This window comes from Streptomyces sp. NPDC002911, assembly GCF_053591835.1.
The window spans coordinates 215,689-238,151 of the sequence record NZ_JBSFUO010000007.1 but is presented as its reverse complement, the minus strand read 5'-3'; the positions used below and the strand labels follow the sequence as shown (position 1 = coordinate 238,151).

The window sequence follows — 22,463 nt, the reverse complement described above, 5'->3', positions numbered from 1 at the left end:
CCGCGCCCCTCCCGCAGGCCGTCCCACGCAGGCGTATTCCGCGCTACGCCCGGCCGATCGGAGCCAGGGCGGCGTCGGTCAGGGCGGACAGGTCCGTGGGGGAGAGTTCCACCTCCAGGCCGCGACGGCCCGCCGAGACGCAGATCGTGGCGTGCGACCCGGCCGAGGCGTCCAGCACCGTACGCAGGCGCTTTCGCTGGCCCAGGGGGGAGATGCCGCCTCTCACGTAGCCCGTGGTGCGTTCCGCCGCCGCCGGGTCCGCCATGGCCGCCCGCTTGCCGTTCACCGCCGATGCCAGTGCCTTGAGGTCCAGTGATCCCGCGACGGGCACCACGGCGACGACCAGTTCGCCGTCGACGTCGGCGACCAGCGTCTTGAACACGCGGTCGGCGGAGACCCCGAGGGCCGCCGCCGCCTCCTCGCCGTAGGACGGGGACGAGGAGTCGTGCTCGTACGAGTGAACCGTGAAAGTGATGCCCGCCCCGGTCAGGGCGACCGTGGCCGGGGTGCCGCCGGGCTGCTGTTTCCTGGACTTCTTCGCCACCTGGCAGGTCCTCGGGTCAGTTGGGGTACGTCGGGTCGCGCGTCAGGTCGGCCGCCGGCAGCGACGGCAGGTGCCGGATGACGGCCGTCTCCTTGCGCAGGAGGGCCAGCTCCTCGCGCAACCGGGTCGCCGTGTCCGGGGCCTGGAGCAGCCGCTGTTTCGTCGGCACGTCGAGCACGGCGGCGGCGGCCACCAGATACGAGACGACGGACGGGTCGTCCGGCAGGTCCGCGCCGGTCGTCAGGGAACGCTCGCTCGCCCCGGCCAGCCGCTTCTGGTAGCTGCGGAAGGCCCGGAGGACACCCTCCGCCAGAGCCCCCGCTTCGTCCTTGGGCGAGTCCTGGCCCTCGGCGGCCCCCGGATCCTCGGGCAGTTCCTCGACCTCGGCCGTCAGGAACGGGCCGCTCGCGTCGACGGAGAGCAGCCGGACCCGGGTGGTGCCGGTCGCCAGGACCTCGTAGCTGCCGTCCGCGCGCTCACGGATCTTCGCCGCGTCCGCGACGCAGCCGACACGGTGGAAGGTCTGGAGGGGATCGGGGCCGAAGCCGTCGGCCGGCGCCCGTTCCGCCGGAGGCGCGGCGGCGATCGTGTCCGGCATCCCGGTGGCCGTCGGGGCGGTCTCGCGGCCGTCGCGGATCGCGACCACGACGAAGCGGCGCAGTTCGTCCTCGTCGATCGCGAGCAGCTCGCGCATCATGGCGCGATAACGCTCCTCGAAGACGTTGAGCGGCAGCACGAGGCCGGGGAACAGCACCGCGTTCAGCGGGAAGAGGGGCAGGCGAGCGGTGGTCACAACCGCCAAGCCTAATGGCCGCGACGCCCGCTGTGTTCCGGCCTCCCGCACAGAGGCGTGGAGGAGGCCACTCGGAGCCGGACATCCGCCCGCGCGTCGAGGAATCCCCCGAGCGCCTCCCCGGTCACGGACGCCCAGGGGAACGAGGTCGCGTACGGGCCGATCAGCCGGAACTGCTCCAGCGCCTCGCCCGCGCGGCCCCGGGCGACCAGGACGTAGGCGAGGAGGTTGCGGACCTCGGCCGGCCAGGGGTCACCGGCGGGGAAGCCGGCCGAGAGGCTGATCGCGAGGTCGGCGGCCGCGTCGATCCGGTCCCCCTGCACGGAGGTCGCCCGTACGACCGCCTCCTCGTCCCGCAGCAGGGCGAAGGCCGCCCGTAAGGGGAGTGCCTGCACCAGGGAGTCACCGGCGGCGTCCTCGGCCGCCCGCTCGGCGAAGTCGAAGCATTCGCTGTGGGAGCCGTACCACTCTGCCGAGAGGTACCGGAGCGCGGCGACATGGCTGCCGTAGTGGTGCGGGGAGCGGCGCACCGCCTGCTCCCACAGCGATTCGAACACCGTGTGCGTGGCATGCGTGCCGCGGGCGTGGTCGAGCGCGAGCCGCCACGGCACCGGGTCAAGGGGATCGGCCTCGGTCGCCGCCGTGATCAGCGGGCCCACCTCGCGCAGCAGCTCGGCGTGGGCGGGGGACTCCCAGGCGCGGCGCATCGACAGCGCGGCTTTGACGAGCAGGGCGTCCGGGTCCCGCGGGGCGGCGGCCAGCCAGCCGGTGAGCCAGTCGTCGCGATTGCGGGCGAAGGCGACCAGCCGGGCCAGGGCGCGGTCGCGGGTCTCCCAGTCGGCGTCGTCCCGGGTGGTGGCGAGGAGTTCGGCGGCCGGTTCGAAGTCACCCATGGCCGCGGCGACCAACGCGGGGGAGAGCCGCCTGTCGGGGGCGTCGAGCAGCACCGCGTCGTCCGCCGGCAACCCGGCCGACAGCCCGGGGCCGTACCGGAACGTGCGCGCGGAACTCAGCAGTACGCGGAGGAAAGCCATGGTGCAGACCATTGAAAAGCCCTGGTGGGGGCGGCGCCAGAGGGGCTCTGTGAAGCTTCTGTAGCGAGTGGAAGGGTTGCCCTGGGCTAGGTCAAGAAACGGCAAAGGAAGCGCGTGCGGCTGGCGCGATTCCGACCTTCCCGGTGCCGTTGACCGCTCGTCCTGCCGGGCTTCGAGCGCCCTTTCGATCACCGTGCCGACAGGGGGCGCGACGGACGGGGCGCCCCCTGTCGGTCAGCCGCGCCGCAGCAGCCGGGACGCGCCCGCCGCCACCGTGGTGGCCAATATCCACCCCACCAGCACCAGAGCCGCCGCCGTCCACTGCCATCCCCCCTCCAGCAGCCAGTAACCGTCCTGCCCGAGATCGATCACCGGCACCAGCAGATCCAGCGCGTACAGCGCGGGATTCCACTGCGGATGTTCGTCCCCCTTGATCGACTCCGGGTGGTACTGCGAGAAGGCCACCGCCCCCGCCGCCCACAGCACCGCCATCCACACCAGGGCCCGCCCCGGCCGGTAGCCGTAGGCCACCGTCCAGTCCTGCAGATAGCCCCAGATCCTTCCCGCGGGCGGCAGCGTCTCGCGCCGGCGCCGCTGCTTGGCCAGCAGCACCTCCCGGGCGTCGGCGTCCTCCCCGCAGCTGCGGAGCACCATCGCGAGTCGCTCGTACGGCTCCGGGACGTACTCCGGGGTCGCGGCCAGCACCCACTCCAGACGCCGGGACAGCGGGAAATGGCCGTACGGGACAAGGTTCTCGTACACGAAGCCGCCCATCGCCAGGCCGCCCGGGCCCGGCCAGCTGGTCGACACGTCGATCAGGGTGACGACCTTCGCGCCGTTCAGTACGACCCGGCCCTCCCGCGGGCGCTCCGCGTTGAACCGCAGTTCGGGGGCGACGATCCGGCGCAGCGACAGCTCCTCGCGGTCGGCGAGCACGAACCGGGCCTTGTGCAGGTCCACCGCGTCCCCGAACCGCCCGTCGTCGAGCCGCACCGCGCCCCGGCACTCGAAGGCCTGCGCGCGCGTCCCGCGCGCCGGGCCGCCGCCGCGCGCGACACCGAACGGGGGAGTGGTGCCCTGGTTCCCGGTGGCGATGCTCACCCAGGCCTCCGTCATGTACAGAGTGCGCTCCACGCTGAGCTGCGGGGCGTTCAGCGCCCGCCGCCCGTCCGTGGCGCGCAGCCGGCTGCCGCGCAGGCTCAGCGAACCGCCGACCTTCGCCCCGCGCAGGCTCAGCTCGCCGAGGGTCTCGATCATCTCCGCCTGCAGGTCCTGCGCCACCGACATCCCGTCGCCCACGAAGGCGCGGCCTCGCCGGTCGGGGCCGACACGGATCTGGTTGATCAGCAGGTCCGTACCGATCTGGGCGTCGGTCAGCCGGATACCGCGCTCGATCCGGCAGCGCGGCAGATGCAGATCGCCCTCCGTGTGCAGCCGGGCCGCGTCCAGCCTGGGCACCGCGCAGCCCACCATCCGAAGTGTCGTGAAATGGCACTCGGGCAGCACCACCTCCTGTTCGAAGCGGCAGCCCGTCAGCTCCACGTAGGGCGAGACGCGCCCGCCCGCCAGATCCAGTTTCCCCGTGATGCGGACGCCCCGGAGCTTCAGCGCGGCCACCCGCCCCGGCCGCGCCGCCGGCCCGCTGAGCAGCAGCCGGGCCACCGTCCGGGCGCCGACGCTCCGCTCCGGTCCCCAGCTGTGCGGGGCGAACGGATCGTCGCGCACCGGATCGTGGGAGCGCAGATCGTAGGTGGTGCCGTTCCGGAAGGACTGCCACATACCCAGCTCCGCGGCGCTGAGCCCGTCGGGGATCTCGCCGTCGTGCGGTTCGGTCACTGCCTCACCTCCGCCTGCGCGTTCTGTCCCGCGCTTCGTACAGTCGTTCTTCCCCTCTGTGTGACGAGATGAACGCTCATGGTCAGCAGTGACAGCCGGGACATGTATCAGCCAGTGATACGGGCGACCGGAGGCCGGAAACGGTCTGAGAGAATTGCGGTGTGATCTCTCGAATCGATCTGCGCGGTACCGCCCTCCCCGAGGGCGGCGCCCTGCGCGACCTGCTGCCCCGTGCCGAGTTCGACGTGGAAGCCGCCCTGGAGACGGTGCGGCCCATCTGCGAGGACGTACGCCATCGTGGCTCCGCGGCAGTGATCGAGTGGGGGGAGAAATTCGACGGCGTACACCTCGACGCGATCCGCGTCCCGGCCGACGCGATCACCGCGTCGCTGGAGCGGCTCGACCCGGCCGTACGGGCGGCCCTGGAGGAGTCGATCCGCCGCTCCCGTCTCGTCCACCGCGAGCAGCGCCGCACCACGCACACCACCCAGGTCGTCCCCGGCGGTACGGTCACCGAGAAGTGGGTCCCCGTCGAGCGCGTCGGGCTGTACGTCCCGGGCGGCCGCTCGGTCTACCCCTCCTCCGTCGTGATGAACGTCGTCCCGGCGCAGGAGGCCGGCGTCGAGGGCATCGCCGTGTCCTCACCACCCCAGAAGGAGTTCGGCGGTCTGCCGCACCCCACGATCCTCGCCGCCTGCGCCCTCCTCGGTGTCGACGAGGTGTACGCCGCCGGCGGCGCGCAGGCCGTCGCGATGTTCGCGTACGGAACCGAGGACTGCCTGCCCGTGAACCTCGTCACCGGTCCCGGCAACATCTACGTCGCCGCCGCCAAGCGCCTCCTCAAGGGCCGCATCGGCATCGACGCCGAGGCCGGCCCCACCGAGATCGCGATCCTCGCCGACGCGAGCGCCGACCCGGTGCACGTCGCCGCCGACCTGATCAGCCAGGCCGAGCACGACCCGATGGCCGCCGCCGTCCTCGTCACCGACTCCGAGCAGCTCGCCGCCGCCACCGAGGCCGAGCTGAAGCCGCAGGTCGCCGCGACCCGGCACGTCACGGACCGGATCGAGCCCGCGCTGGCCGGCCGCCAGTCCGCGATCGTCCTGGTCGACGACCTGGAGGACGGCCTCAAGGTCGTCGACGCGTACGCCGCCGAGCACCTGGAGATCCAGACGGAGAACGCCGCCGCCGTCGCCGAACGGGTCCGTAACGCGGGAGCGGTCTTCGTCGGGCCGTGGTCGCCCGTCTCCCTCGGCGACTACTGCGCCGGCTCCAATCACGTCCTGCCCACCGGCGGCTGCGCCTGCCACTCCTCGGGCCTGTCCGTGCAGTCCTTCCTGCGCGGCATCCACATCGTCGACTACACCCGCGACGCACTCGCCGAGGTCACCCACCACGTGGTCACCCTCGCCGAGGCGGAGGATCTCCCCGCCCACGGCGCCGCACTCAAGGCCAGGTTCGGCTGGAAGGTTCCGCAAGCGTGAGAGACGACAGCACCACCGGCAACGCCTGGGACGACCTCCCGATCCGCGACGAGCTGCGCGGCCAGTCCCCGTACGGGGCGCCCCAGCTCGACGTACCGGTCCGGCTCAACACCAACGAGAATCCGTACCCGCTGCCCGACGCGCTCGTCGCCCGCATCGCCGAGCGGGTCCGCGAGGCCGCCCGCGACCTCAACCGCTACCCCGACCGTGACGCGGTGGAGCTCCGCACCGAGCTGGCCCGCTACCTCACCCGCACCACCGGCCACGAGGTCGGCCAGGCCGACGTCTGGGCGGCCAACGGCTCCAACGAGGTGCTCCAGCAGCTGCTGCAGACCTTCGGCGGACCCGGGCGCACCGCGATCGGCTTCGAGCCCTCGTACTCGATGCACGCCCTCATCTCCCGCGGTACCGGCACCGGATGGATCTCCGGGCCGCGCAACGAGGACTTCACCATCGACCTCGACGCCGCGAAGAAGGCCATCGCCGAGCACCGCCCCGACGTGGTCTTCATCACCTCGCCCAACAATCCGACCGGCACCGCGGTGGACGCGGAGACCGTCGTGGAGCTCTACGACGCCGCCCAGGCAGCCCGGCCCTCGATGGTCGTCGTCGACGAGGCGTACGGCGAGTTCAGCCATCACCCCTCGCTGCTGCCGCTCATCGAGGGCCGCCGCCACCTGGTGCTCTCGCGCACCATGTCCAAGGCCTTCGGCGCGGCGGGCCTGCGCCTGGGTTACCTCGCAGCCGACCCCGCCGTCGTGGACGCGGTGCAGCTGGTGCGTCTGCCGTACCACCTGTCCTCCGTCACCCAGGCCACCGCACTCGCCGCCCTGGAGCACACCGATACGCTGCTCGGGTACGTCGCGCAGCTCAAGAGCGAGCGCGACCGGCTGGTCGCCGCACTGCGGGAGCTCGGCTTCGCCGTCACCGACTCGGACGCCAACTTCGTCCAGTTCGGCCGCTTCGCCGACAGCCGCACCGCCTGGCAGCAGATCCTCGACCGGGGCGTCCTGGTCCGGGACAACGGCGTACCGGGGTGGCTGCGGGTCACCGCGGGAACCCCGGAAGAGAACGACGCGTTCCTCGATGCGGTGCGCGAACTGAAGAAGGAGCACGACGCATGAGCCGCGTAGGCAGGGTGGAGCGGACCACCAAGGAGACCTCCGTGCTCGTCGAGATCAACCTCGACGGCACCGGCAAGGTCGATGTCGCGACCGGGGTCGGCTTCTACGACCACATGCTCGACCAGCTCGGCCGGCACGGGCTCTTCGACCTCACGGTCAAGACCGAGGGCGATCTCCACATCGACTCGCACCACACCATCGAGGACACCGCCCTCGCGCTCGGCGCCGCCTTCAAGCAGGCGCTCGGCGACAAGGTCGGCATCTACCGCTTCGGTAACTGCACCGTCCCGCTGGACGAGTCGCTCGCCCAGGTCACCGTCGACCTCTCCGGCCGCCCCTACCTGGTGCACACCGAGCCGGAGAAGATGGCGCCGATGATCGGCGAGTACGACACGACGATGACCCGGCACATCCTGGAGTCCTTCGTCGCCCAGGCGCAGATCGCCCTCCATGTCCACGTCCCGTACGGCCGCAACGCCCACCACATCGTGGAGTGCCAGTTCAAGGCACTGGCCCGCGCCCTGCGTTACGCCAGCGAGCACGACCCGCGCGCAGCCGGAATCCTTCCGTCCACGAAGGGCGCGCTGTGACCGGCCTCAACACCGTTCTGATCATCGTCGGCCTCTTCCTGGCCGGCGGCGTCTACTCCTTCTGGAAGCAGGGCATGCCCAAGGGCGTCGCCGTGCTCCTCGGGATCGGCTCCGTGATGTGCCTGGTAGCGGGCATCATGCGGATCCAGGGACTCTGGGACTGAGGTAGCACTGTGAGCGACAAGAAGAAGATCGTCGTCTTCGACTACGGCTTCGGCAACGTCCGTTCCGCCGAGCGGGCCCTCGCCCGCGTCGGCGGCGACGTGGAGATCACCCGCGACTTCGACACCGCGATGAACGCCGACGGGCTCCTCGTCCCCGGCGTCGGCGCGTTCTCCGCCTGCATGGCGGGTCTGAAGCAGGCACGCGGTGAATGGATCATCGGCCGCAGGCTGGCCGGGGGCCGTCCGGTCATGGGCATCTGCGTCGGAATGCAGATCCTGTTCGAGCGCGGCATCGAGCACGGCGTCGAGACGGAGGGCCTCGACGAGTGGCCCGGCACCGTCGGACCGCTGAAGGCCGACGTCGTGCCGCACATGGGCTGGAACACCGTCGAATCCCCCGGGGGCTCCCAGCTCTTCGCGGGGACGGACCCCGAGGCCCGTTACTACTTCGTGCACTCCTACGCGGCGCACGACTGGTCCCTCGAAGTGACCAACGCCAAGATCCGTGCCCCCAGGATCACGTGGTCCACGCACGGAGAGCGGTTCGTGGCCGCCGTCGAGAACGGCGCGCTGTGGGCCACCCAGTTCCACCCCGAGAAGTCCGGCGACGCCGGCGCCCAGCTGCTGACCAACTGGATCGAGACGCTGTAATGCCGAAGCTTGAACTGCTCCCCGCCGTAGATGTCCGCGACGGACAGGCCGTCCGCCTCGTGCACGGCGAATCCGGCTCCGAGACCTCCTACGGCTCCCCGCTCGAGGCGGCTCTCGCCTGGCAGAGCTCCGGCGCCGAGTGGCTGCACCTCGTCGACCTGGACGCCGCCTTCGGTACCGGCGACAACCGCGCGCTGATCGCCGAGGTGGCCGGTGCCATGGACATCAAGGTCGAGCTCTCCGGCGGCATCCGCGACGACGACTCGCTCGCCGCCGCCCTCGCCACCGGCTGCCGCCGGGTCAACCTCGGCACCGCTGCCCTGGAGAGCCCCGAGTGGGTCGCCAAGGTCATCGCCGAGCACGGAGACAAGATCGCCGTCGGCCTCGACGTCCGGGGTACGACCCTGCGCGGCCGCGGCTGGACCCGCGACGGCGGCGACCTCTACGAGACTCTCGCCCGCCTCGACTCCGAGGGCTGCGCCCGCTACGTCGTGACCGACATCGCCAAGGACGGCACCCTGGAGGGCCCCAACCTGGCTCTCCTGCGGGACGTCTGCGCCGCCACCGACAAGCCCGTCGTCGCCTCCGGCGGCGTCTCCTCGCTCGCCGACCTGCGCGCGATCTCCCTGCTCGTCCCGGAAGGCGTCGAGGGAGCCATCGTCGGCAAGGCGCTGTACGCGAAGGCGTTCACCCTCGAAGAGGCGCTCAAGGCGGTCGCCGCATGACGGACTCCGTACGCCGCGTCTCCTCGGGCGGCCCGTGGGAGGAGAAGTTCGGCTACTCCCGCGCGGTACAGCTCCCGAACGGACTCGTCCTGGTCTCCGGCTGCACGTCGGTGGTCAACGGCCAGATCTCCGCGGGCAGTCCGTACGAGCAGGCCGCCGCCTCCTTCCAGGTCGCCTTCGACGCCCTGAAGCAGGTCGGACTCGGCCCTGAGGACGTCGTCCGCACCCGGATGTACATCACTCACGCCAGGGACGTCGACGAGGTGGGCCGCGCCCACAAGGAGCTGTTCGACGACGTCCGCCCCGCAGCTTCCATGATCATTGTGTCCGGCTTCGTCGACCCCTCCCTGGTCGTCGAGGTCGAGGTCGAGGCGTACCGGGCAGGTGAGCGATGACGCTCGCCGTACGGGTCATCCCGTGCCTGGACGTCGACAAGGGCCGCGTCGTCAAGGGCGTCAACTTCCAGAACCTGCGCGACGCGGGCGACCCGGTCGAGATGGCGAAGCTGTACGACGCCGAAGGCGCCGACGAGCTGACGTTCCTCGACATCACCGCCTCCAGCGGTGACCGCGAGACGACGTACGACGTGGTGCGCCGCACCGCCGAGCAGGTCTTCATCCCGCTCACCGTCGGTGGCGGGGTCCGCACCCCCGACGACGTCGACAGGCTGCTGCGCGCCGGGGCCGACAAGGTCGGGGTCAACACCGCCGCCATCGCCCGTCCGGACCTCATCCGGGAGATCGCCGAACGCTTCGGGCGCCAGGTGCTGGTGCTCTCCGTCGACGCGCGGCGCACCCCCGAGGGCACCTTCGAGGTGACGACCCACGGCGGCCGCCGGGGCACCGGCATCGACGCCGTCGAGTGGGCGCACCGGGCGGCCGAGCTCGGCGCGGGCGAGATCCTGCTCAACTCGATGGACGCCGACGGAACGAAGGACGGCTACGACACCGAGATGATCAAGGCGGTACGGGCCCACGTCACCGTCCCCGTCATCGCCTCCGGAGGTGCGGGCCGGCTCGCGGACTTCCCGCCGGCCATCGGCGCGGGCGCCGACGCGGTCCTCGCCGCGTCTGTCTTCCACTTCGGTGACCTGCGGATCTCCGAGGTCAAGAGCGCTCTGCGCGAGGCCGGACACCCCGTTCGCTGACCCGGTTCGGGAGATCGCCGGTCGCGAAGACCGGTGATCTCGCCGATGTCCGCCCGGAGGGCGGCCGTCAGAGTGGCGCCGTCAGTACATGACGGCGCCACCCACGCGGTGCTCCCCCGAAGGCCCTGAACGACGGGCCGCCGGCTGCCGCGGTGTGGTGCGCCACAACCGAGAGGATCCCCCCTCGTGCAGCAGCACCTTTCCTCCGGCGACACCTCCCCCCGCCGCCACCGCATGTCGAAGAGCCGCTCCCGCACCATCAAGCTCGCCGTCGCCGCGGCGGCCGCGACGGCCGGTCTGGTCACGGCGCTGATGCCCGGTGCCCAGGCCGCCGACAACCCGTACGAGCGTGGTCCGGCCCCGAGCAACTCGAGTATCGAGGCCGGTCGCGGTCCGTACGCGACGTCCCAGGCGACTGTTTCCTCGCTGAGCGTCAGGGGCTTCGGCGGCGGGACGGTCTACTACCCGACGTCCACGTCCGACGGGACGTTCGGCGCGGTCGTCATCTCGCCCGGCTTCACCGCCTACCAGTCGAGCATCGCCTGGCTGGGGCCGCGTCTGGCGTCGCAGGGCTTCGTGGTGTTCACCATCGACACCAACACCACCTCGGACCAGCCGGCCAGCCGCGGTGACCAGTTGCTCGCCGCTCTGGACTACCTCACCGAGGACAGCTCGGTGCGCGGCCGGGTCGACTCCTCCCGGCTCGGTGTGATGGGTCACTCCATGGGCGGCGGCGGCACACTCGAGGCCGCCAAGGACCGGCCGGCCCTCCAGGCGGCGATCCCGCTGACCGGGTGGAACACCGACAAGTCCTGGCCCGAGGTGAAGACCCCGACCCTGATCATCGGTGCCGACGGCGACACGATCGCCCCCGTCGGTACGCATTCGAAGCCGTTCTACAACTCGCTGCCGAGCTCGCTGGACAAGGCGTATCTGGAGCTGCGGGGAGCGTCCCACTTCACCCCGAACACGTCCGACACGACGATCGCGAAGTACAGCATCTCGTGGCTGAAGCGCTTCATCGACAACGACACCCGCTACGAGCAGTTCCTCTGCCCGCTGCCGTCGACCAGCCTGACGATCGCCGAGTACAAGGGCAACTGCCCGCACACCTCCTGACCGAAAGGACCAGGGGCCGGGCCGCGATACGCGGTCCGGCCCTCCGTGCTGCCCGTCCCCCGCTCACGGGGGCCCGGGGCGAAGACCGGCGATCTCGCCGATGTCCGCGCGGGGGACCCACCGCGAAAGTGGCGGCAGGCCCAACGAGCGACGGCGCGACCGACACGGTGCACCCCGAAGGCCCCCGGACGACGGGGCCGCAGGCTGCCACGGCGCGCTTTTGCCACTACCGAGAGGAATCCCCGTGCAGCAGCACCTCCCCTCCGGCGACATCTCCCCGCGCCGCCACCGGGTGTCGAAGAGCCGCTCCCGCACCGTCAAGGGCGCCCTGGCAGCCGTGGCGGCGACCGCCGGCCTGCTCACCGCACTCGTCCCGGGCGGAGCGCAGGCCGCCGACAACCCGTACGAGCGTGGTCCGGCCCCGAGCAACTCGAGTATCGAAGCGAGCCGCGGGTCGTATGCCACCTCCCAGACCTCCGTGTCCTCGCTGAGCGTCAGAGGCTTCGGCGGCGGCACGATCTACTACCCGTCCTCCACCTCGGACGGGACGTTCGGCGCGATCGCCATCTCCCCCGGCTTCACCGCCTACGAGTCGAGCATCGCCTGGCTGGGGCCGCGTCTGGCCTCGCAGGGCTTCGTGGTGTTCACCATCGACACCAACACCACGCTGGACCAGCCGGCCAGCCGCGGTGACCAGTTGCTCGCCGCTCTGGACTACCTCACCGAGGACAGCTCGGTGCGCGGCCGGGTCGACTCCTCCCGGCTCGGTGTGATGGGTCACTCCATGGGCGGCGGCGGCACCCTGGAGGCCGCGAAGGACCGTCCCTCGCTGAAGGCGGCGATCCCGCTGACCGGCTGGAACACCGACAAGACGTGGCCGGAGGTGCGGACCCCCACCCTGGTCGTCGGCGCGGACGGTGACACCGTCGCGTCCGTCGCCACACATTCGAAGCCGTTCTACAACTCGCTGCCGAGCTCGCTGGACAAGGCGTACCTGGAGCTGCGGGGAGCGTCCCACTTCACCCCGAACACGTCCAACACGACGATCGCGAAGTACAGCGTCTCGTGGCTGAAGCGCTTCATCGACAACGACACCCGCTACGAGCAGTTCCTCTGCCCGATTCCGTCGGCGAGCCTGACGATCGCGGAGTACCGGGGTAACTGCCCGCACTGATCCGGGCGGCCGGGGCCGGACCGCGCGTACCGCGGTCCGGCCCCTTCGTGCTGCCGAGGCCGTTCAGCCCTCGTCGAAGAACCGGGTGAGGGACCCGGCGAAGCCCGGGTCGCGTACAGCGGTCAGATGGTCCCCGGGCAGCACGACCAGCTCCGCCCCCTCGATCGCGTCGGCCAGGACTCGGGGGCGTACCGCCAGGGGGTCGTTCTCGCCGGCCAGCACCAGCGTGGGCACCGTGATCCGGTCCAGCGGCAGCGCGCCCCGGTGCACCGCCCGGATCTGCGCGGCCAGCGCATGACGATCGGCGCCCGAGGCGTCGGCCAGCAGCCTGAAGCCCCGGGCGCGCTCGGGTACGTCCGCCGGGTCGTCGGCCGTCAGCGCGGCCGAGACCAGCTCCGGTGGCATCGCCCGGGTGTCCAGGCCGCCCACCTCCACCGCGCCGGCGCCTATCCCGCCCACCACCAGGCGGCTGATCCGCGTGTCCTCCGCCGCGGCAAGGACCGCCACCACGGCGCCCATGGAGTAGCCCGCGACATGCACGTGGTCCGCGCCGATACGGTCGATGAGCAGCCGGACGTCACGGGCCATCAGGGACTCGCCGTAGTGCGTGTCGTCGTGCGGCCGGTCGGACTCGCCGTGGCCGCGCGCGTCCAGCGCGTACACCCGCCGGCCCCGCGTCACGAGCGCCTCGACGACACCGGGGCCCTCCCAGTTCAGCCGGGCGTGCGCGGCGAAGCCGTGCAGCAGCACCACCGGGGGCAGGGCGTCGTCCGGGTCCCGCGACCAGGACCGGTAACGCAGGGTCAAACCATCGTGTGTACGCAATTCATCAGTCATACGCCGACGTTACGGGTGGCCGTCGTGCGTCGGGCCCGGACTGTGCCGCCGCACAGCGCGAACGGCCTACCGTTGGGAGGTGGCACCGCTCCGGGCCGGCCGGGAACAGGGAGCGGACGCGAGCCTTCCGGCGCTGTTTACGTGGAAGTAATGTGAGAGCGTGACCCCATCGACGACCGTGCACAGTCCCCTCCGGCTGTACGGCCGCAGCGGTGAACTGGCCATCCTGGAAACCCTGTTGAGTGGGCTGCGGGCGGGGGACGGCGGAGCCCTCGTGCTGACCTCGCCGCCCGGCCTCGGCCGCACCGCCCTGCTGCGGCAGGCCGCCGCCCACTACCTCGGAGGACACGGCGGCCCCGTCCTGTACGCCTCCGCGGCCCCCACCGAACAGCGATTGCCCTACAGCGGGCTGCACGCCCTGCTCTGCTCCGCTCCCGGCCCGCTGCCCGTCACGCCCGACACGATCCTGCGCTCCGGGATCACCCCTGGCGGACTGCTCGGTCTGCTGCGGGGTCTGGGGGCCGAACAGCCGCTGCTGGTCTGCGTGGACGACGCGCATGTCTGGGACCCCGACTCCCGCGCCGCGCTCGGCTTCGCCGCCCGAAGACTCGGCGCGGGCAGCCGGGTCGCGGTGGTCATCGGGGCGGCCGACGAGGCCGCCTTCGCCGGACTGCCCGCGCTGCGCCTCGGCCCGCTCGACGACGACGCGGCAGCCGCGATCCTGGAACGGCTCACCGACGGCACGGCCGATGTCGACCCCGTCGTACGCGGCGAACTCCTGCGCGAAGCGGCCGGTAACCCGAGGCTGCTGGCGGGGCTGGCCGGCCGTCTCACCCCCGGCCAGCTGGCCGGGCGCACCGCCCTGCCGTACCCGCTTCCCGGGGCCGAGAGCGTCCTCGACGCCCACGCCGAGCACTTGGACGGCCTGCCCCCCGAGACTCACACCCTGCTCCTGCTGGCCGCGGCCGCGGAGGAGCACGAGCCGGACGGGGCCGGTGCCGACGCGGCCCTGCTGCTGCGGGCGGGAGCCCGGGTGGGGCTGGCCGCCGCGCATCTCGACCGGGTGCTCTTCGCGCCCGCCGGAACCGCCGGAGCCCTGCAACGCGCGGGCAGCCGCGTGCACTTCAGTCACCCGCTACTGCGCCGCGCGGTCCTGCACCGGTCGCCGCCGGGTCGCCGCCGGGCCGTGCACGAACTGCTGGCCGGACTGCTCGCCGGGCCCGGTGCGGCCCCGCTGCCCGCCCTCGTCCAGCGGGCCTGCGCCGCATCCGGACCCGACGCCGCCCTCGCCGGACAGCTGGAGGCGGCGGCCGCCGCGCCGCGGCCGCACGGCGAACGGTCGGCCGCGCTGGCCCGTGCCGCCGCGCTCTCCAGCGACGACACCCTGCGCGCCGCCAGGTTCACCGCCGCCGCCGAGCAGGCACGGCTGGCCGGCGACACCGGCCGGGCCCGCGCCATGCTGGCCCGGGTCGGCCCTCACCTCGCCGGGGGCGCCGCGCCCTACGTACGCGGCATGCTCGCCCTGCGCGACGGACCGGCGGCCGACGCCCGCGAGGCGCTGCTGACCGCGGCGGAGCTGCTCGCCCCGCACGACCCGCGCCGCACCCTGGACGCCCTGTTCGGCGCGGCGGAGGCGGCGTGGGACATGGGGGACGCCATCGCGTATCTGGATGCCATGAACCGCATTCCCGTCGCCACGGCAGACCGGCCCATGGCGCAGTACCGCGCCGGGATGTGCGCCGTGCTCGCCGGGCACCCCGACCGGGGCCATGCCCTCCTGCGGTGCTGCCTCGACGCCGTCGACCGCGCCGAGGACGCGGGCGAGCTCCTGCGGGCGGGCGCCTCGGCCCTGGTGCTCGGCGAGGTCGACGCGGCCTGCCGGGCAGGGGCCCGCGCCCTCGCCGTCGTACGCACCCGGGGGCCCGAAGTCCTGCTGCCGCACGCCCTGGAGCAGCTGGCGTACGCGGAACTGCGCGCCGGGCGGCACGCCCGGGCCCGGGCCCACGCGCTGGAGGGGCTGCACGCTTCCCGCCGTACCGGGCAGCGGAACTCCGCCACCCATCTGCACGCCGTGCTCGCGCTCGCCGCCTCCGTGGAGGGGCCCGCCGAGGCATGCGCCGCCCACGCCGACGCGGCACTGGCGGGGGCGGGTCCGCACGGCCTCGCCCAGGCGGCCATGCTCGCCACCTGGGCGGTCGCCCGTGCGGACCTGGCGGCCGGGCGGCCGGGTGAGGCGGCGGCCCGGCTCGGACCGCTGGTCAGACCGGGTCCCGGGACGGGGCACTTCGCCACCCGAATGCTCGCCGTACCGTGCTACGTCGAGGCGATGGCGCTCTCGGGCCGTGCGGACGAAGGTGCCGGTGAACTCGCCGCCGCCGTCGAGGAGTTCGCCCTGTGGACCGCGCGGACGACCGACCCCCAGGTCCCCGCCCAGCTGGCCCGCTGCCGCGCCCTGCTCGCGCCGCCCGGGGAGGCCGCCGCCCGGTACGAGGAGGCGCTGGCCCACCACGACCGTGCGGGCGGTGACTTCGAGCGGGCCCGCACCCAGCTGCTCCACGGCCAGCTGCTGCGCCGTCTGCGCCGCACCCGCGAGGCCCGCGGCCCGCTGCGCGACGCGCTGGTCGCGTTCGAACGCTGCTCCGCCCGCGTCTGGGCCGAACGGGCGGGAGGGGAGCTGCGGGCCGCCGGGGAGGCGGTGGACGTGCCGGACCAGAGCGGCCCCGGCCCGCTGGCCGGACTGACCCCGCAGCAGCAGCGGATCGCCCGCTGCGTCGCGGAGGGCGCCACCAACCGTGAGGTGGCGGTGCGGCTTTCGGTGAGCCCCCGGACCGTCGACCACCATCTCCGCAACGTCTTCGCCGCTCTCGGTGTCCGGTCCCGGACCGAGCTCGCGAGGCTGCTGGACCGCGGTGGCGGGACGAGGTTGCAGGACCGTGATGAGAAGAAGCGCGCAGACCTCTAGGTACCGACCGGGCGGTATGCCATTCTGCGGTCGTCAGGATCAGTCGGTGTGCGCCCGCCCGATGCGGGCCGGGCGCACACCGGGGCCGGCCCAACCGCAGCCGGCCGATTCCCGGTGGAGGCCGCCATGCCGCAGGTCGTACGTTCACGGATCAGGGCGCTGCACGGCCCGCCCCCCGTAGCGCCGTTGCCGCACCGAGTCCGCTCCCTGGCCGACCGGGAGGCCGTTGCGGTGCTCCACCGGGCAGCCCGTGTGCTGTTGGAGGCGCTGCCGGAGCTCACGGACCGGCTGGTCGAGGCGCTGAGGGAGCAGGAGCCCGCCTATCGCGCCGCGATGGAGACCGAGCCCACCGAGATCTGGCAGGAGGTCCACCACTCGCTGCGGTACAACGTCGCCTCCCTCATCCAGCCCCGGGAATTCCGGGAGGCCGCCCACCGCACCTCCCGGTGGATCGGCGAGAGCCGGGCCGAGCAGGGCGTACCGCTCGACGCGGTCATGCACGCCTTCCGGATGGGCGGCGCGATGGTCTGGCAGGACCTGGTCGACGACACCGCCAGGCGCCACCCCGAGGACACCCGGCTGCTGGTCCATGTCGCCGCGGACGTATGGAACTTCGTCGACGAGCACTGCGGTGTGGTGGCCGAGGCGTACCGGCAGGCCGAGCGGCGGCTCTCCTGGCGCCGCGAGAACCAGCAGCGCCTGATGACGGCGGCCCTGCTGGACGGCACCGCCCGGATCGCGGACCTGCCGGACGCCGCGGCGATGCTGGGGCTTCCGGTGCAGGGGCGGTACGCGGTACTCGCGGTCGCCGGCGACCGCCGGGCCCCGCACGGCGCCGGACGCCCGCCGCTGGAGCTGGCCGAGGGGACGCTTGCGCTCTGGCACTCGGCGGGGGGCGTGGAGCTCGCCATTCTGCCGCTGGGGGCGGTCCCGGTGGTGGTCGAGCCGGAGCCGGGGGGCGACACCGGGGCCGCACCCGCCTCCGGTGGCGCTGTGGACACCGACGGTCGACTCGCCGCACTCGCAGCGGACCTGGCGATGTCTCAGGGAACTCGCGTGGGGGTCAGCTCCGTGGTCGAGGGGCTCGCCTCCGTCGGTGACGCACGACGCCTCGCCGAGACGGCACTGCGTGCCTGCCCCATGTCCGGCGGCGCGATCCTGCTCGACGAGCACCTGCCCGCCGCACTCGTCGTGTCCTCGCCCGGCCTCGGTACGGCGCTCGCCGACCGGGTCCTCGGTCCGCTGGGCCGGCTCGACCCGTCGGACCGGGACGTGCTCATCGAGACGCTGACCGCGTGGCTCGACTCGGACGGCTCGGCGCAGCGGGCGGGGGCGAGGCTGTACTGCCACCGCAACACGGTACTGAACCGGCTGCGGCGCTTCGAACAGCTGACGGGGCGCTGCCTGACCAGGCCGTCGGATGCGGTCGAGGTGTCTCTGGCGCTGGCGGCGCGGAGGCTTCTGACGGGCTGAGCGGGGTGTCTGCGGCGGAGGGGGACGGCGGCCCGCGAGGGCACGGGGCCTTCTGCTCGCACCCTTCCCGGTCCGGGGGGTGCCGCTCTCCCCGTCGTTCACGGCGGCGGCCTCGATCCTGCCGCCTGTTCTGCTGTACGCGCTGTTCCGGCCGCGCTTCGACGCCCGCGGGGCGCGGTGGACCGTCTACGGGACGATTCCGCTGATCGCCGCCCTGATGGTTCCGTCACCGGCGTTCTCCGGCACGCCCGTCGCGCTCTTCCCTGAGTGGGACTTCGTCGACGTCTTCCTCGGACTGCAGGCGCCGAGGCGGGACCCGGAGGCGGCGCCGGACGAGCGGCACCGCCACCGGGCCCGCCGGGTACCCGTACGCGCACGGGGCGGGGCGTGAACGGCCCCGGAGGGCTACAGGCCGAGTTCGGCCGTGTGCAGCCGGGCAAGCGCGTCCTTGTCGCCGTCCAGCTCCACCCGGGCGGCGTCCTGCCGACCCGCCGCGAACAGCAGCAGCTCACCCGGCTCCCCGGTGACCGTCACCACCGGGGTGCCCTTGTGGGCCACCGCCGTCTGGCCGTCCGGGCGCCGCAGCACCAGGCCCACCGGAGCCCGGCGGCCCAGCATCCGGGCCGTCTTCTCGGTGCGCGACCACAGGACATCGGCGAAGACCGGATCGAGGTCCCGCTGCGACCAGTCGGGCTGGGCCCGCCGCACGTCCTCGGCGTGGAGGTAGAACTCGACGGTGTTGGCCGCCTCGTCCAGCTGTTTCAGGCCGAAGGGCGAGAAGCGCGGCGGACCCGTACGGATGAGCTGGATCAGCTCCTCGTACGGCTTGGCGGCGAACTCGGCCTGGACCCGTTCCAGCCGGTTCTTCAGAGCACCCAGCATGATCCCGCCCGCCGCGTCCGCACGGCGTTCGCGCACCACGACATGGGCGGCCAGGTCACGGGTCTTCCAGCCGTTGCACAGGGTTTGGGCTTCCGGGCCCGCCGCTTCCAACAGGTCGGCGAGCAGAAGACGTTCACGCTTCGCATGGGTCGACATGCCCGCCAGCGTACGACCGCTGCCCGCGGTCCGCCCAGTGGACGCCCGGCCGGGTGGCCCCGACCGGCGCGGCACAATGGGGCGCATGACCAGCACGCCCGGCACCACGCCCGCCAGTAATCTCGACCCCGCCGTCGCCGCCCGCCTCAGGCGCGGCCCCGACGGCCTGGTCCCGGCCATCGCCCAGCAGTACGACACGGGCGAGGTGCTCATGCTCGGCTGGATGGACGACGAGGCGCTGCACCGCACCCTCACCACGGGCCGCTGCACCTACTGGTCCCGCAGCCGCCAGGAGTACTGGGTCAAGGGCGACACGTCCGGCCACACGCAGCAGGTCGTGTCCGTCGCCCTGGACTGCGACGCCGACACGGTCCTGGTGAAGGTCGACCAGACCGGTGCCGCCTGCCACACCGGCGACCGCACCTGCTTCGACAAGGACGTCCTCCCGCTCACCGCGCCCCGATAAGGTCAGCCGCCATGGATCTCGAGACCTTCCGCAAGCTCGCCGCCGACCGGCGTGTCGTCCCCGTCAGCCGCAGGCTCCTCGCGGACGGTGACACCCCCGTCGGGCTCTACCGCAAACTCGCGGCCGAACGCACCGGCACGTTCCTCCTCGAATCCGCGGAGAACGGCCGCACCTGGTCCCGCTACTCCTTCATCGGGGTACGCAGCGCCGCCACCCTGACCTCCCGCGACGGACAGGCTCACTGGCTCGGCGCGCCGCCCGTCGGCGTTCCCCTCGACGGCGACCCGCTGCAGGCCCTGCGGGCCACCGTCGAAACCCTGCACACTCCCCGCGACCTGGTGGGCGACAACGGTCTGCCGCCGTTCACCGGCGGCATGGTCGGCTACCTCGGCTACGACGTCGTGCGCCGGCTGGAGCGGATCACCGAGCACGGCGGCGACGATCTGAAGCTCCCCGAGCTCACGATGCTGCTCACGTCGGACCTCGCCGTACTCGACCACCGGGACAGCACCGTCCTGCTGATCGCCAACGCGATCAACCACAACCACCTGGACACCGGGGTCGACGAGGCGTACGAGGACGCGGTCGCCCGGCTCGACGCCATGGAGCGCGACCTGTCCCGGCCCGTGGAGAACGCCCCCACCGTGCTGCCACCCTCCGAGCTCCCGCCCTACACCGCGCTGTGGGGCGGCCAGGCCTTCATGGACGCCGTCGAGGACGTCAAGGAACGCATCAGGGCCGGCGAGGCCTTCCAGGTCGTCCCCTCCCAGCGCTTCGAGACGCCGTGCACGGCGAGCGCGCTGGACGTCTACCGGGTCCTGCGCGCCACCAACCCGTCGCCGTACATGTACCTCTTCCGCTTCGACGGCTTCGACGTCGTCGGCTCCAGTCCCGAGGCGCTCGTCAAGGTCGAGGACGGCCGGGCGATGGTCCACCCGATCGCCGGGACCAGGCACCGCGGCGCCACCCCGCAGGAGGACCAGGAGCTCGCCGACGAACTCCTCGCCGACCCGAAGGAACGCGCCGAGCACCTGATGCTGGTCGACCTCGGCCGCAACGATCTGGGACGGGTCTGCGAACCCGGCAGCGTCGAGGTCGTGGACTTCATGTCCGTCGAGCGGTACTCGCATGTGATGCACATCGTCTCCACCGTCACCGGCCGTGTCGCCGAGGGCCGCGGCGCCTTCGACGTCCTCACCGCGTGCTTCCCCGCGGGCACCCTCTCCGGTGCGCCCAAGCCCCGCGCCCTGCAGATCATCGAGGAGCTCGAACCCACCCGCCGGGGCCTGTACGGAGGCTGCGTCGGCTACCTCGACTTCGCAGGGGACTCCGACACCGCCATCGCCATCCGGACCGCCCTGCTCCGCGACGGCACCGCGTACATCCAGGCCGGCGCGGGCATCGTCGCGGACTCCGACCCCGCAGCCGAGGACATGGAGTGCCGCAACAAGGCCGCCGCCGTCCTGCGGGCCGTGCATACGGCGAACCGCCTGGGGGCCGGCTGAGCCGGTAGGGGATAGTGGAGTACGTGAGTGCCGTCTCCGTACCCCAGCCCCGTGCCCGATCCGCCTCCGCGCCCGACAGCGCAGGAAGCCGCCGAAGCCTGGCCGCCGGCCTGCTCCTCGGCGCGGCCGGCGCCACCGTCGTCCTCCTCGCCTCCGGGCAGACCTGGGCCGAGGGAAAGACGGCCGTCGGCGGTGGCATCCTCCCGCTCAGCGCCGACGGCCGGGACGTCACCGGCCTCCCGGCGGCCCTGGCCGTCGTCGGCCTGGCCGCCCTCGTCGCCGTCTTCGCCGTCCGCGGCGCCGGCCGGCTGCTGGTCGCCGGACTGCTGGCTCTCAGCGGCCTCGGCGCCGGACTGAGCGCCTACGCGGGCGCCTCGGACAGCACGGCCCTGGACGAGCAGGCCGCGCAGACCACAGGCAACACCTCGGCCATGATCCACGCCCTCAGTCACACCGCCTGGCCCTACGTCACCGCGGCCGGCGGACTGCTGATCCTGCTCGCCGGACTGCTCGCACTGCGCTACGGCAGCCGCTGGCCGGCCATGTCGGGACGCTACGAACGCGACGGGACTCCCCGCCCCCGCAAGGCCCCCCCCACCGCCCCGGACCCCGACCGGCCCGAGGATCTGTGGAAGGCCCTGGACCGCGGCGAGGACCCGACGCGCGAGGCATGACCCCCAGGGCCACGTCCACCGGCACGTACGGGACAATGGCAGCAAGCTTTCGTAAGCGCGACACCTTCGGCGCAACACCAACAAGGAGCAACTCATGGCGGGCAGCAGCCACGGACACACCCCGGCCGCCTGGACCGGTGTCATCATTTCCTTCATCGGCTTCTGCATCGCGGGCCTCTTCATGGTCGCGGCGAACACGCTCGGCTTCTGGGCCGGCATCGCCGTGGTCCTCCTCGGCGGTGTCGTCGGTCTCGCCATGAAGATGGCCGGCCTCGGCATGCCGAAGGAGTCCGACGAGATGGCGGCCGCCCGGGCCCGCGCCTCACAGGCGCAGATCACCGCCTAGAGGACTCATGAAGATCTTGCTGAGGGGCCGTCCGGCCGCAGGCCGCCCGGCCCCTCGGTCTATGCGGTGGCCGGGTCGATCGTCCGGATGCCGTCGGTGCGGGTGAGTCCGGGTCGATCAGTCGGCTGAGGTTGGGGGCGGCCGCTCGGGTGTGGAGCCAGGTGTCCGCGGCGATGGTGCCGCGATAGCGCAGGCGGCGGTCGCCGTGGTGGACGAGCCGGGCGACGGCCGGTTCGAACGGTGATCTCCAGGGGCGATGGGCGGCCTGCCGGTCGAAATCGGAGGCGGTCCGGTCGCGGGCGGCGGCGAGAAGGCCGTGATGCGTGCGGATGGTCAGGAGGCGCCCGGCCCTGGCCTTGGTGCACCGCCGGCGCGGGGGAGATGGGGTGCACGGGTCCTTGAAGGATGCTTTGCGCCGGTGATGCTGTCCGCCGGGGAGGGGACGGTGTGTCCGGCCGGCCGGGCGACTCACCGTGGCGAGGGTGGTGTCGATACGGAAGCCGTCGAGACAGAAGCCGTCCGGGACAGCCGCCCGCAGCGGGGCGGGCTCGAGGAACAGCCGGTGGCCTGCGTCTTCACGGGCCTTGCGGTGGACGGTGGAGTAGGCGGTGTCGCCGAAGGCGTCCACCTGTTCATGCTCGGCGGCGAGCAATGCGAAGCCGACGGTGGCTTCATGGTGCCCGGCTCCGGCACCGGTGGTGAGGGCGACGGCGGTGTACACCCCGTCTTTGGCTCGACGGCGAGGCGAGCCTTGTAGCCGGTTCCTGGACCACCTCA

At 72.7% G+C, this 22,463-nt stretch carries 24 protein-coding genes; 17 read left to right on the top strand and 7 right to left on the bottom strand.

Annotated elements, in window-relative coordinates:
• Positions 1-43: 43 nt before the first annotated feature.
• The 4 genes from ybaK to ACWD04_RS14035 all read right to left on the bottom strand — a co-directional run bounded on the left by ybaK (position 44) and on the right by ACWD04_RS14035 (position 4,207).
• On the bottom strand, positions 44-544 hold the full coding sequence (gene ybaK, locus ACWD04_RS14050) for a Cys-tRNA(Pro) deacylase (RefSeq protein WP_451131517.1): 501 nt from the start codon (positions 542-544) through the stop codon (positions 44-46).
• A 16-nt stretch (positions 545-560) separates the two neighbouring features.
• Positions 561-1,337: an LON peptidase substrate-binding domain-containing protein gene (locus tag ACWD04_RS14045; protein ID WP_451131515.1), complete on the bottom strand. Its 777-nt coding sequence runs from the start codon at positions 1,335-1,337 to the stop codon at positions 561-563.
• 11 nt (positions 1,338-1,348) lie between these two features.
• A complete protein-coding gene (locus tag ACWD04_RS14040; protein ID WP_451131513.1) occupies positions 1,349-2,383 on the bottom strand; it encodes a hypothetical protein in 1,035 nt (344 codons plus the stop codon).
• 222 nt (positions 2,384-2,605) lie between these two features.
• Positions 2,606-4,207 (bottom strand): oxidoreductase, encoded by a 1,602-nt coding sequence (locus ACWD04_RS14035; protein WP_451131511.1) that lies wholly within the window; start codon positions 4,205-4,207, stop codon positions 2,606-2,608.
• Positions 4,208-4,368: 161 nt separating this feature from the next.
• Here ACWD04_RS14035 and hisD point away from each other — a divergent pair, with 161 nt between their 5' ends.
• The 10 genes from hisD to bdeA (ACWD04_RS13985) all read left to right on the top strand — a co-directional run bounded on the left by hisD (position 4,369) and on the right by bdeA (ACWD04_RS13985) (position 12,385).
• Positions 4,369-5,691: a histidinol dehydrogenase gene (hisD, locus tag ACWD04_RS14030; RefSeq protein ID WP_451131509.1), complete on the top strand. Its 1,323-nt coding sequence runs from the start codon at positions 4,369-4,371 to the stop codon at positions 5,689-5,691.
• Entirely contained in the window at positions 5,688-6,815 is a 1,128-nt protein-coding gene (locus ACWD04_RS14025) for a histidinol-phosphate transaminase (RefSeq protein ID WP_451131507.1), read from the top strand. The genes hisD and ACWD04_RS14025 overlap by 4 nt, the downstream gene beginning before the upstream one ends.
• Positions 6,812-7,405 (top strand): imidazoleglycerol-phosphate dehydratase HisB, encoded by a 594-nt coding sequence (gene hisB / locus ACWD04_RS14020; protein ID WP_031098999.1) that lies wholly within the window; start codon positions 6,812-6,814, stop codon positions 7,403-7,405. Before ACWD04_RS14025 ends, hisB begins: the two co-directional genes overlap by 4 nt.
• Positions 7,402-7,569, top strand: a complete 168-nt coding sequence (locus tag ACWD04_RS14015) for a hypothetical protein (protein WP_451131505.1) — start codon at positions 7,402-7,404, stop codon at positions 7,567-7,569. The genes hisB and ACWD04_RS14015 overlap by 4 nt, the downstream gene beginning before the upstream one ends.
• Positions 7,570-7,578: 9 nt before the next feature.
• Entirely contained in the window at positions 7,579-8,220 is a 642-nt protein-coding gene (gene hisH, locus ACWD04_RS14010; RefSeq protein WP_451131503.1) for an imidazole glycerol phosphate synthase subunit HisH, read from the top strand.
• A complete protein-coding gene (gene priA, locus ACWD04_RS14005) occupies positions 8,220-8,945 on the top strand; it encodes a bifunctional 1-(5-phosphoribosyl)-5-((5-phosphoribosylamino)methylideneamino)imidazole-4-carboxamide isomerase/phosphoribosylanthranilate isomerase PriA (RefSeq protein ID WP_451131501.1) in 726 nt (241 codons plus the stop codon). Before hisH ends, priA begins: the two co-directional genes overlap by 1 nt.
• Entirely contained in the window at positions 8,942-9,340 is a 399-nt protein-coding gene (locus tag ACWD04_RS14000) for a RidA family protein (protein ID WP_451131499.1), read from the top strand. The genes priA and ACWD04_RS14000 overlap by 4 nt, the downstream gene beginning before the upstream one ends.
• Entirely contained in the window at positions 9,337-10,092 is a 756-nt protein-coding gene (gene hisF, locus ACWD04_RS13995) for an imidazole glycerol phosphate synthase subunit HisF (RefSeq protein ID WP_451131497.1), read from the top strand. Before ACWD04_RS14000 ends, hisF begins: the two co-directional genes overlap by 4 nt.
• A gap of 186 nt (positions 10,093-10,278) precedes the next feature.
• A complete protein-coding gene (bdeA, locus tag ACWD04_RS13990; RefSeq protein ID WP_451131495.1) occupies positions 10,279-11,211 on the top strand; it encodes a bis(hydroxyethyl) terephthalate hydrolase in 933 nt (310 codons plus the stop codon).
• Between the two features lie 244 nt (positions 11,212-11,455).
• A complete protein-coding gene (bdeA, locus tag ACWD04_RS13985; protein ID WP_451131493.1) occupies positions 11,456-12,385 on the top strand; it encodes a bis(hydroxyethyl) terephthalate hydrolase in 930 nt (309 codons plus the stop codon).
• 63 nt (positions 12,386-12,448) lie between these two features.
• Here the strand turns inward: bdeA (ACWD04_RS13985) and ACWD04_RS13980 are convergent, their stop codons facing one another.
• Positions 12,449-13,222, bottom strand: coding sequence for an alpha/beta fold hydrolase (locus ACWD04_RS13980; RefSeq protein ID WP_451131491.1), 774 nt, complete (start codon positions 13,220-13,222; stop codon positions 12,449-12,451).
• Positions 13,223-13,400: 178 nt separating this feature from the next.
• On the opposite strand from ACWD04_RS13980, the gene ACWD04_RS13975 reads away from it, so the two are divergent.
• From ACWD04_RS13975 to ACWD04_RS13965, 3 genes are all read left to right on the top strand, one after another.
• On the top strand, positions 13,401-16,184 hold the full coding sequence (locus ACWD04_RS13975; RefSeq protein ID WP_451131684.1) for a LuxR C-terminal-related transcriptional regulator: 2,784 nt from the start codon (positions 13,401-13,403) through the stop codon (positions 16,182-16,184).
• A gap of 126 nt (positions 16,185-16,310) precedes the next feature.
• Positions 16,311-17,657 (top strand): PucR family transcriptional regulator, encoded by a 1,347-nt coding sequence (locus tag ACWD04_RS13970; RefSeq protein WP_451131489.1) that lies wholly within the window; start codon positions 16,311-16,313, stop codon positions 17,655-17,657.
• 79 nt (positions 17,658-17,736) lie between these two features.
• Complete coding sequence (locus tag ACWD04_RS13965) at positions 17,737-18,048, top strand: hypothetical protein (protein WP_451131487.1); 312 nt, start codon at positions 17,737-17,739, stop codon at positions 18,046-18,048.
• A 14-nt stretch (positions 18,049-18,062) separates the two neighbouring features.
• Here the strand turns inward: ACWD04_RS13965 and ACWD04_RS13960 are convergent, their stop codons facing one another.
• Positions 18,063-18,695, bottom strand: coding sequence for a TIGR03085 family metal-binding protein (locus ACWD04_RS13960; protein ID WP_451131485.1), 633 nt, complete (start codon positions 18,693-18,695; stop codon positions 18,063-18,065).
• 85 nt (positions 18,696-18,780) lie between these two features.
• Between ACWD04_RS13960 and hisI the strand changes: the two genes are divergently transcribed.
• The 4 genes from hisI to ACWD04_RS13940 all read left to right on the top strand — a co-directional run bounded on the left by hisI (position 18,781) and on the right by ACWD04_RS13940 (position 21,686).
• Positions 18,781-19,161, top strand: coding sequence for a phosphoribosyl-AMP cyclohydrolase (gene hisI / locus ACWD04_RS13955; RefSeq protein ID WP_451131483.1), 381 nt, complete (start codon positions 18,781-18,783; stop codon positions 19,159-19,161).
• An 11-nt stretch (positions 19,162-19,172) separates the two neighbouring features.
• Positions 19,173-20,666, top strand: a complete 1,494-nt coding sequence (locus ACWD04_RS13950; RefSeq protein ID WP_451131481.1) for an anthranilate synthase component I — start codon at positions 19,173-19,175, stop codon at positions 20,664-20,666.
• Positions 20,667-20,680: 14 nt separating this feature from the next.
• Positions 20,681-21,340: a TIGR02234 family membrane protein gene (locus ACWD04_RS13945; protein ID WP_451131479.1), complete on the top strand. Its 660-nt coding sequence runs from the start codon at positions 20,681-20,683 to the stop codon at positions 21,338-21,340.
• A gap of 94 nt (positions 21,341-21,434) precedes the next feature.
• Positions 21,435-21,686, top strand: coding sequence for an HGxxPAAW family protein (locus ACWD04_RS13940; RefSeq protein ID WP_451131477.1), 252 nt, complete (start codon positions 21,435-21,437; stop codon positions 21,684-21,686).
• On the opposite strand, the gene ACWD04_RS13935 is transcribed toward ACWD04_RS13940, so the two are convergent.
• Positions 21,676-22,407 (bottom strand): transposase, encoded by a 732-nt coding sequence (locus ACWD04_RS13935; RefSeq protein ID WP_451131475.1) that lies wholly within the window; start codon positions 22,405-22,407, stop codon positions 21,676-21,678. The two genes, ACWD04_RS13940 and ACWD04_RS13935, sit on opposite strands and share 11 nt — an antisense overlap.
• Between the last annotated feature and the right edge of the window lie 56 nt (positions 22,408-22,463).

Bases quoted from the DNA above. Each gene is read 5' to 3' on its own strand.
- ACWD04_RS14000 (WP_451131499.1), top strand. From the start codon at position 8,942: ATGACGGACTCCGTACGCCGCGTCTCCTCGGGCGGCCCGTGGGAGGAG.
- hisB (WP_031098999.1), top strand. From the start codon at position 6,812: ATGAGCCGCGTAGGCAGGGTGGAGCGGACCACCAAGGAGACCTCCGTG.
- priA (WP_451131501.1), top strand. From the start codon at position 8,220: ATGCCGAAGCTTGAACTGCTCCCCGCCGTAGATGTCCGCGACGGACAG.
- ACWD04_RS13950 (WP_451131481.1), top strand. From the start codon at position 19,173: ATGGATCTCGAGACCTTCCGCAAGCTCGCCGCCGACCGGCGTGTCGTC.
- ACWD04_RS13940 (WP_451131477.1), top strand. From the start codon at position 21,435: ATGGCGGGCAGCAGCCACGGACACACCCCGGCCGCCTGGACCGGTGTC.
- ACWD04_RS13960 (WP_451131485.1), bottom strand. From the start codon at position 18,695: ATGTCGACCCATGCGAAGCGTGAACGTCTTCTGCTCGCCGACCTGTTG.
- ACWD04_RS13970 (WP_451131489.1), top strand. From the start codon at position 16,311: ATGCCGCAGGTCGTACGTTCACGGATCAGGGCGCTGCACGGCCCGCCC.
- ACWD04_RS13980 (WP_451131491.1), bottom strand. From the start codon at position 13,222: ATGACTGATGAATTGCGTACACACGATGGTTTGACCCTGCGTTACCGG.
- hisF (WP_451131497.1), top strand. From the start codon at position 9,337: ATGACGCTCGCCGTACGGGTCATCCCGTGCCTGGACGTCGACAAGGGC.
- ACWD04_RS14040 (WP_451131513.1), bottom strand. From the start codon at position 2,383: ATGGTCTGCACCATGGCTTTCCTCCGCGTACTGCTGAGTTCCGCGCGC.
- hisI (WP_451131483.1), top strand. From the start codon at position 18,781: ATGACCAGCACGCCCGGCACCACGCCCGCCAGTAATCTCGACCCCGCC.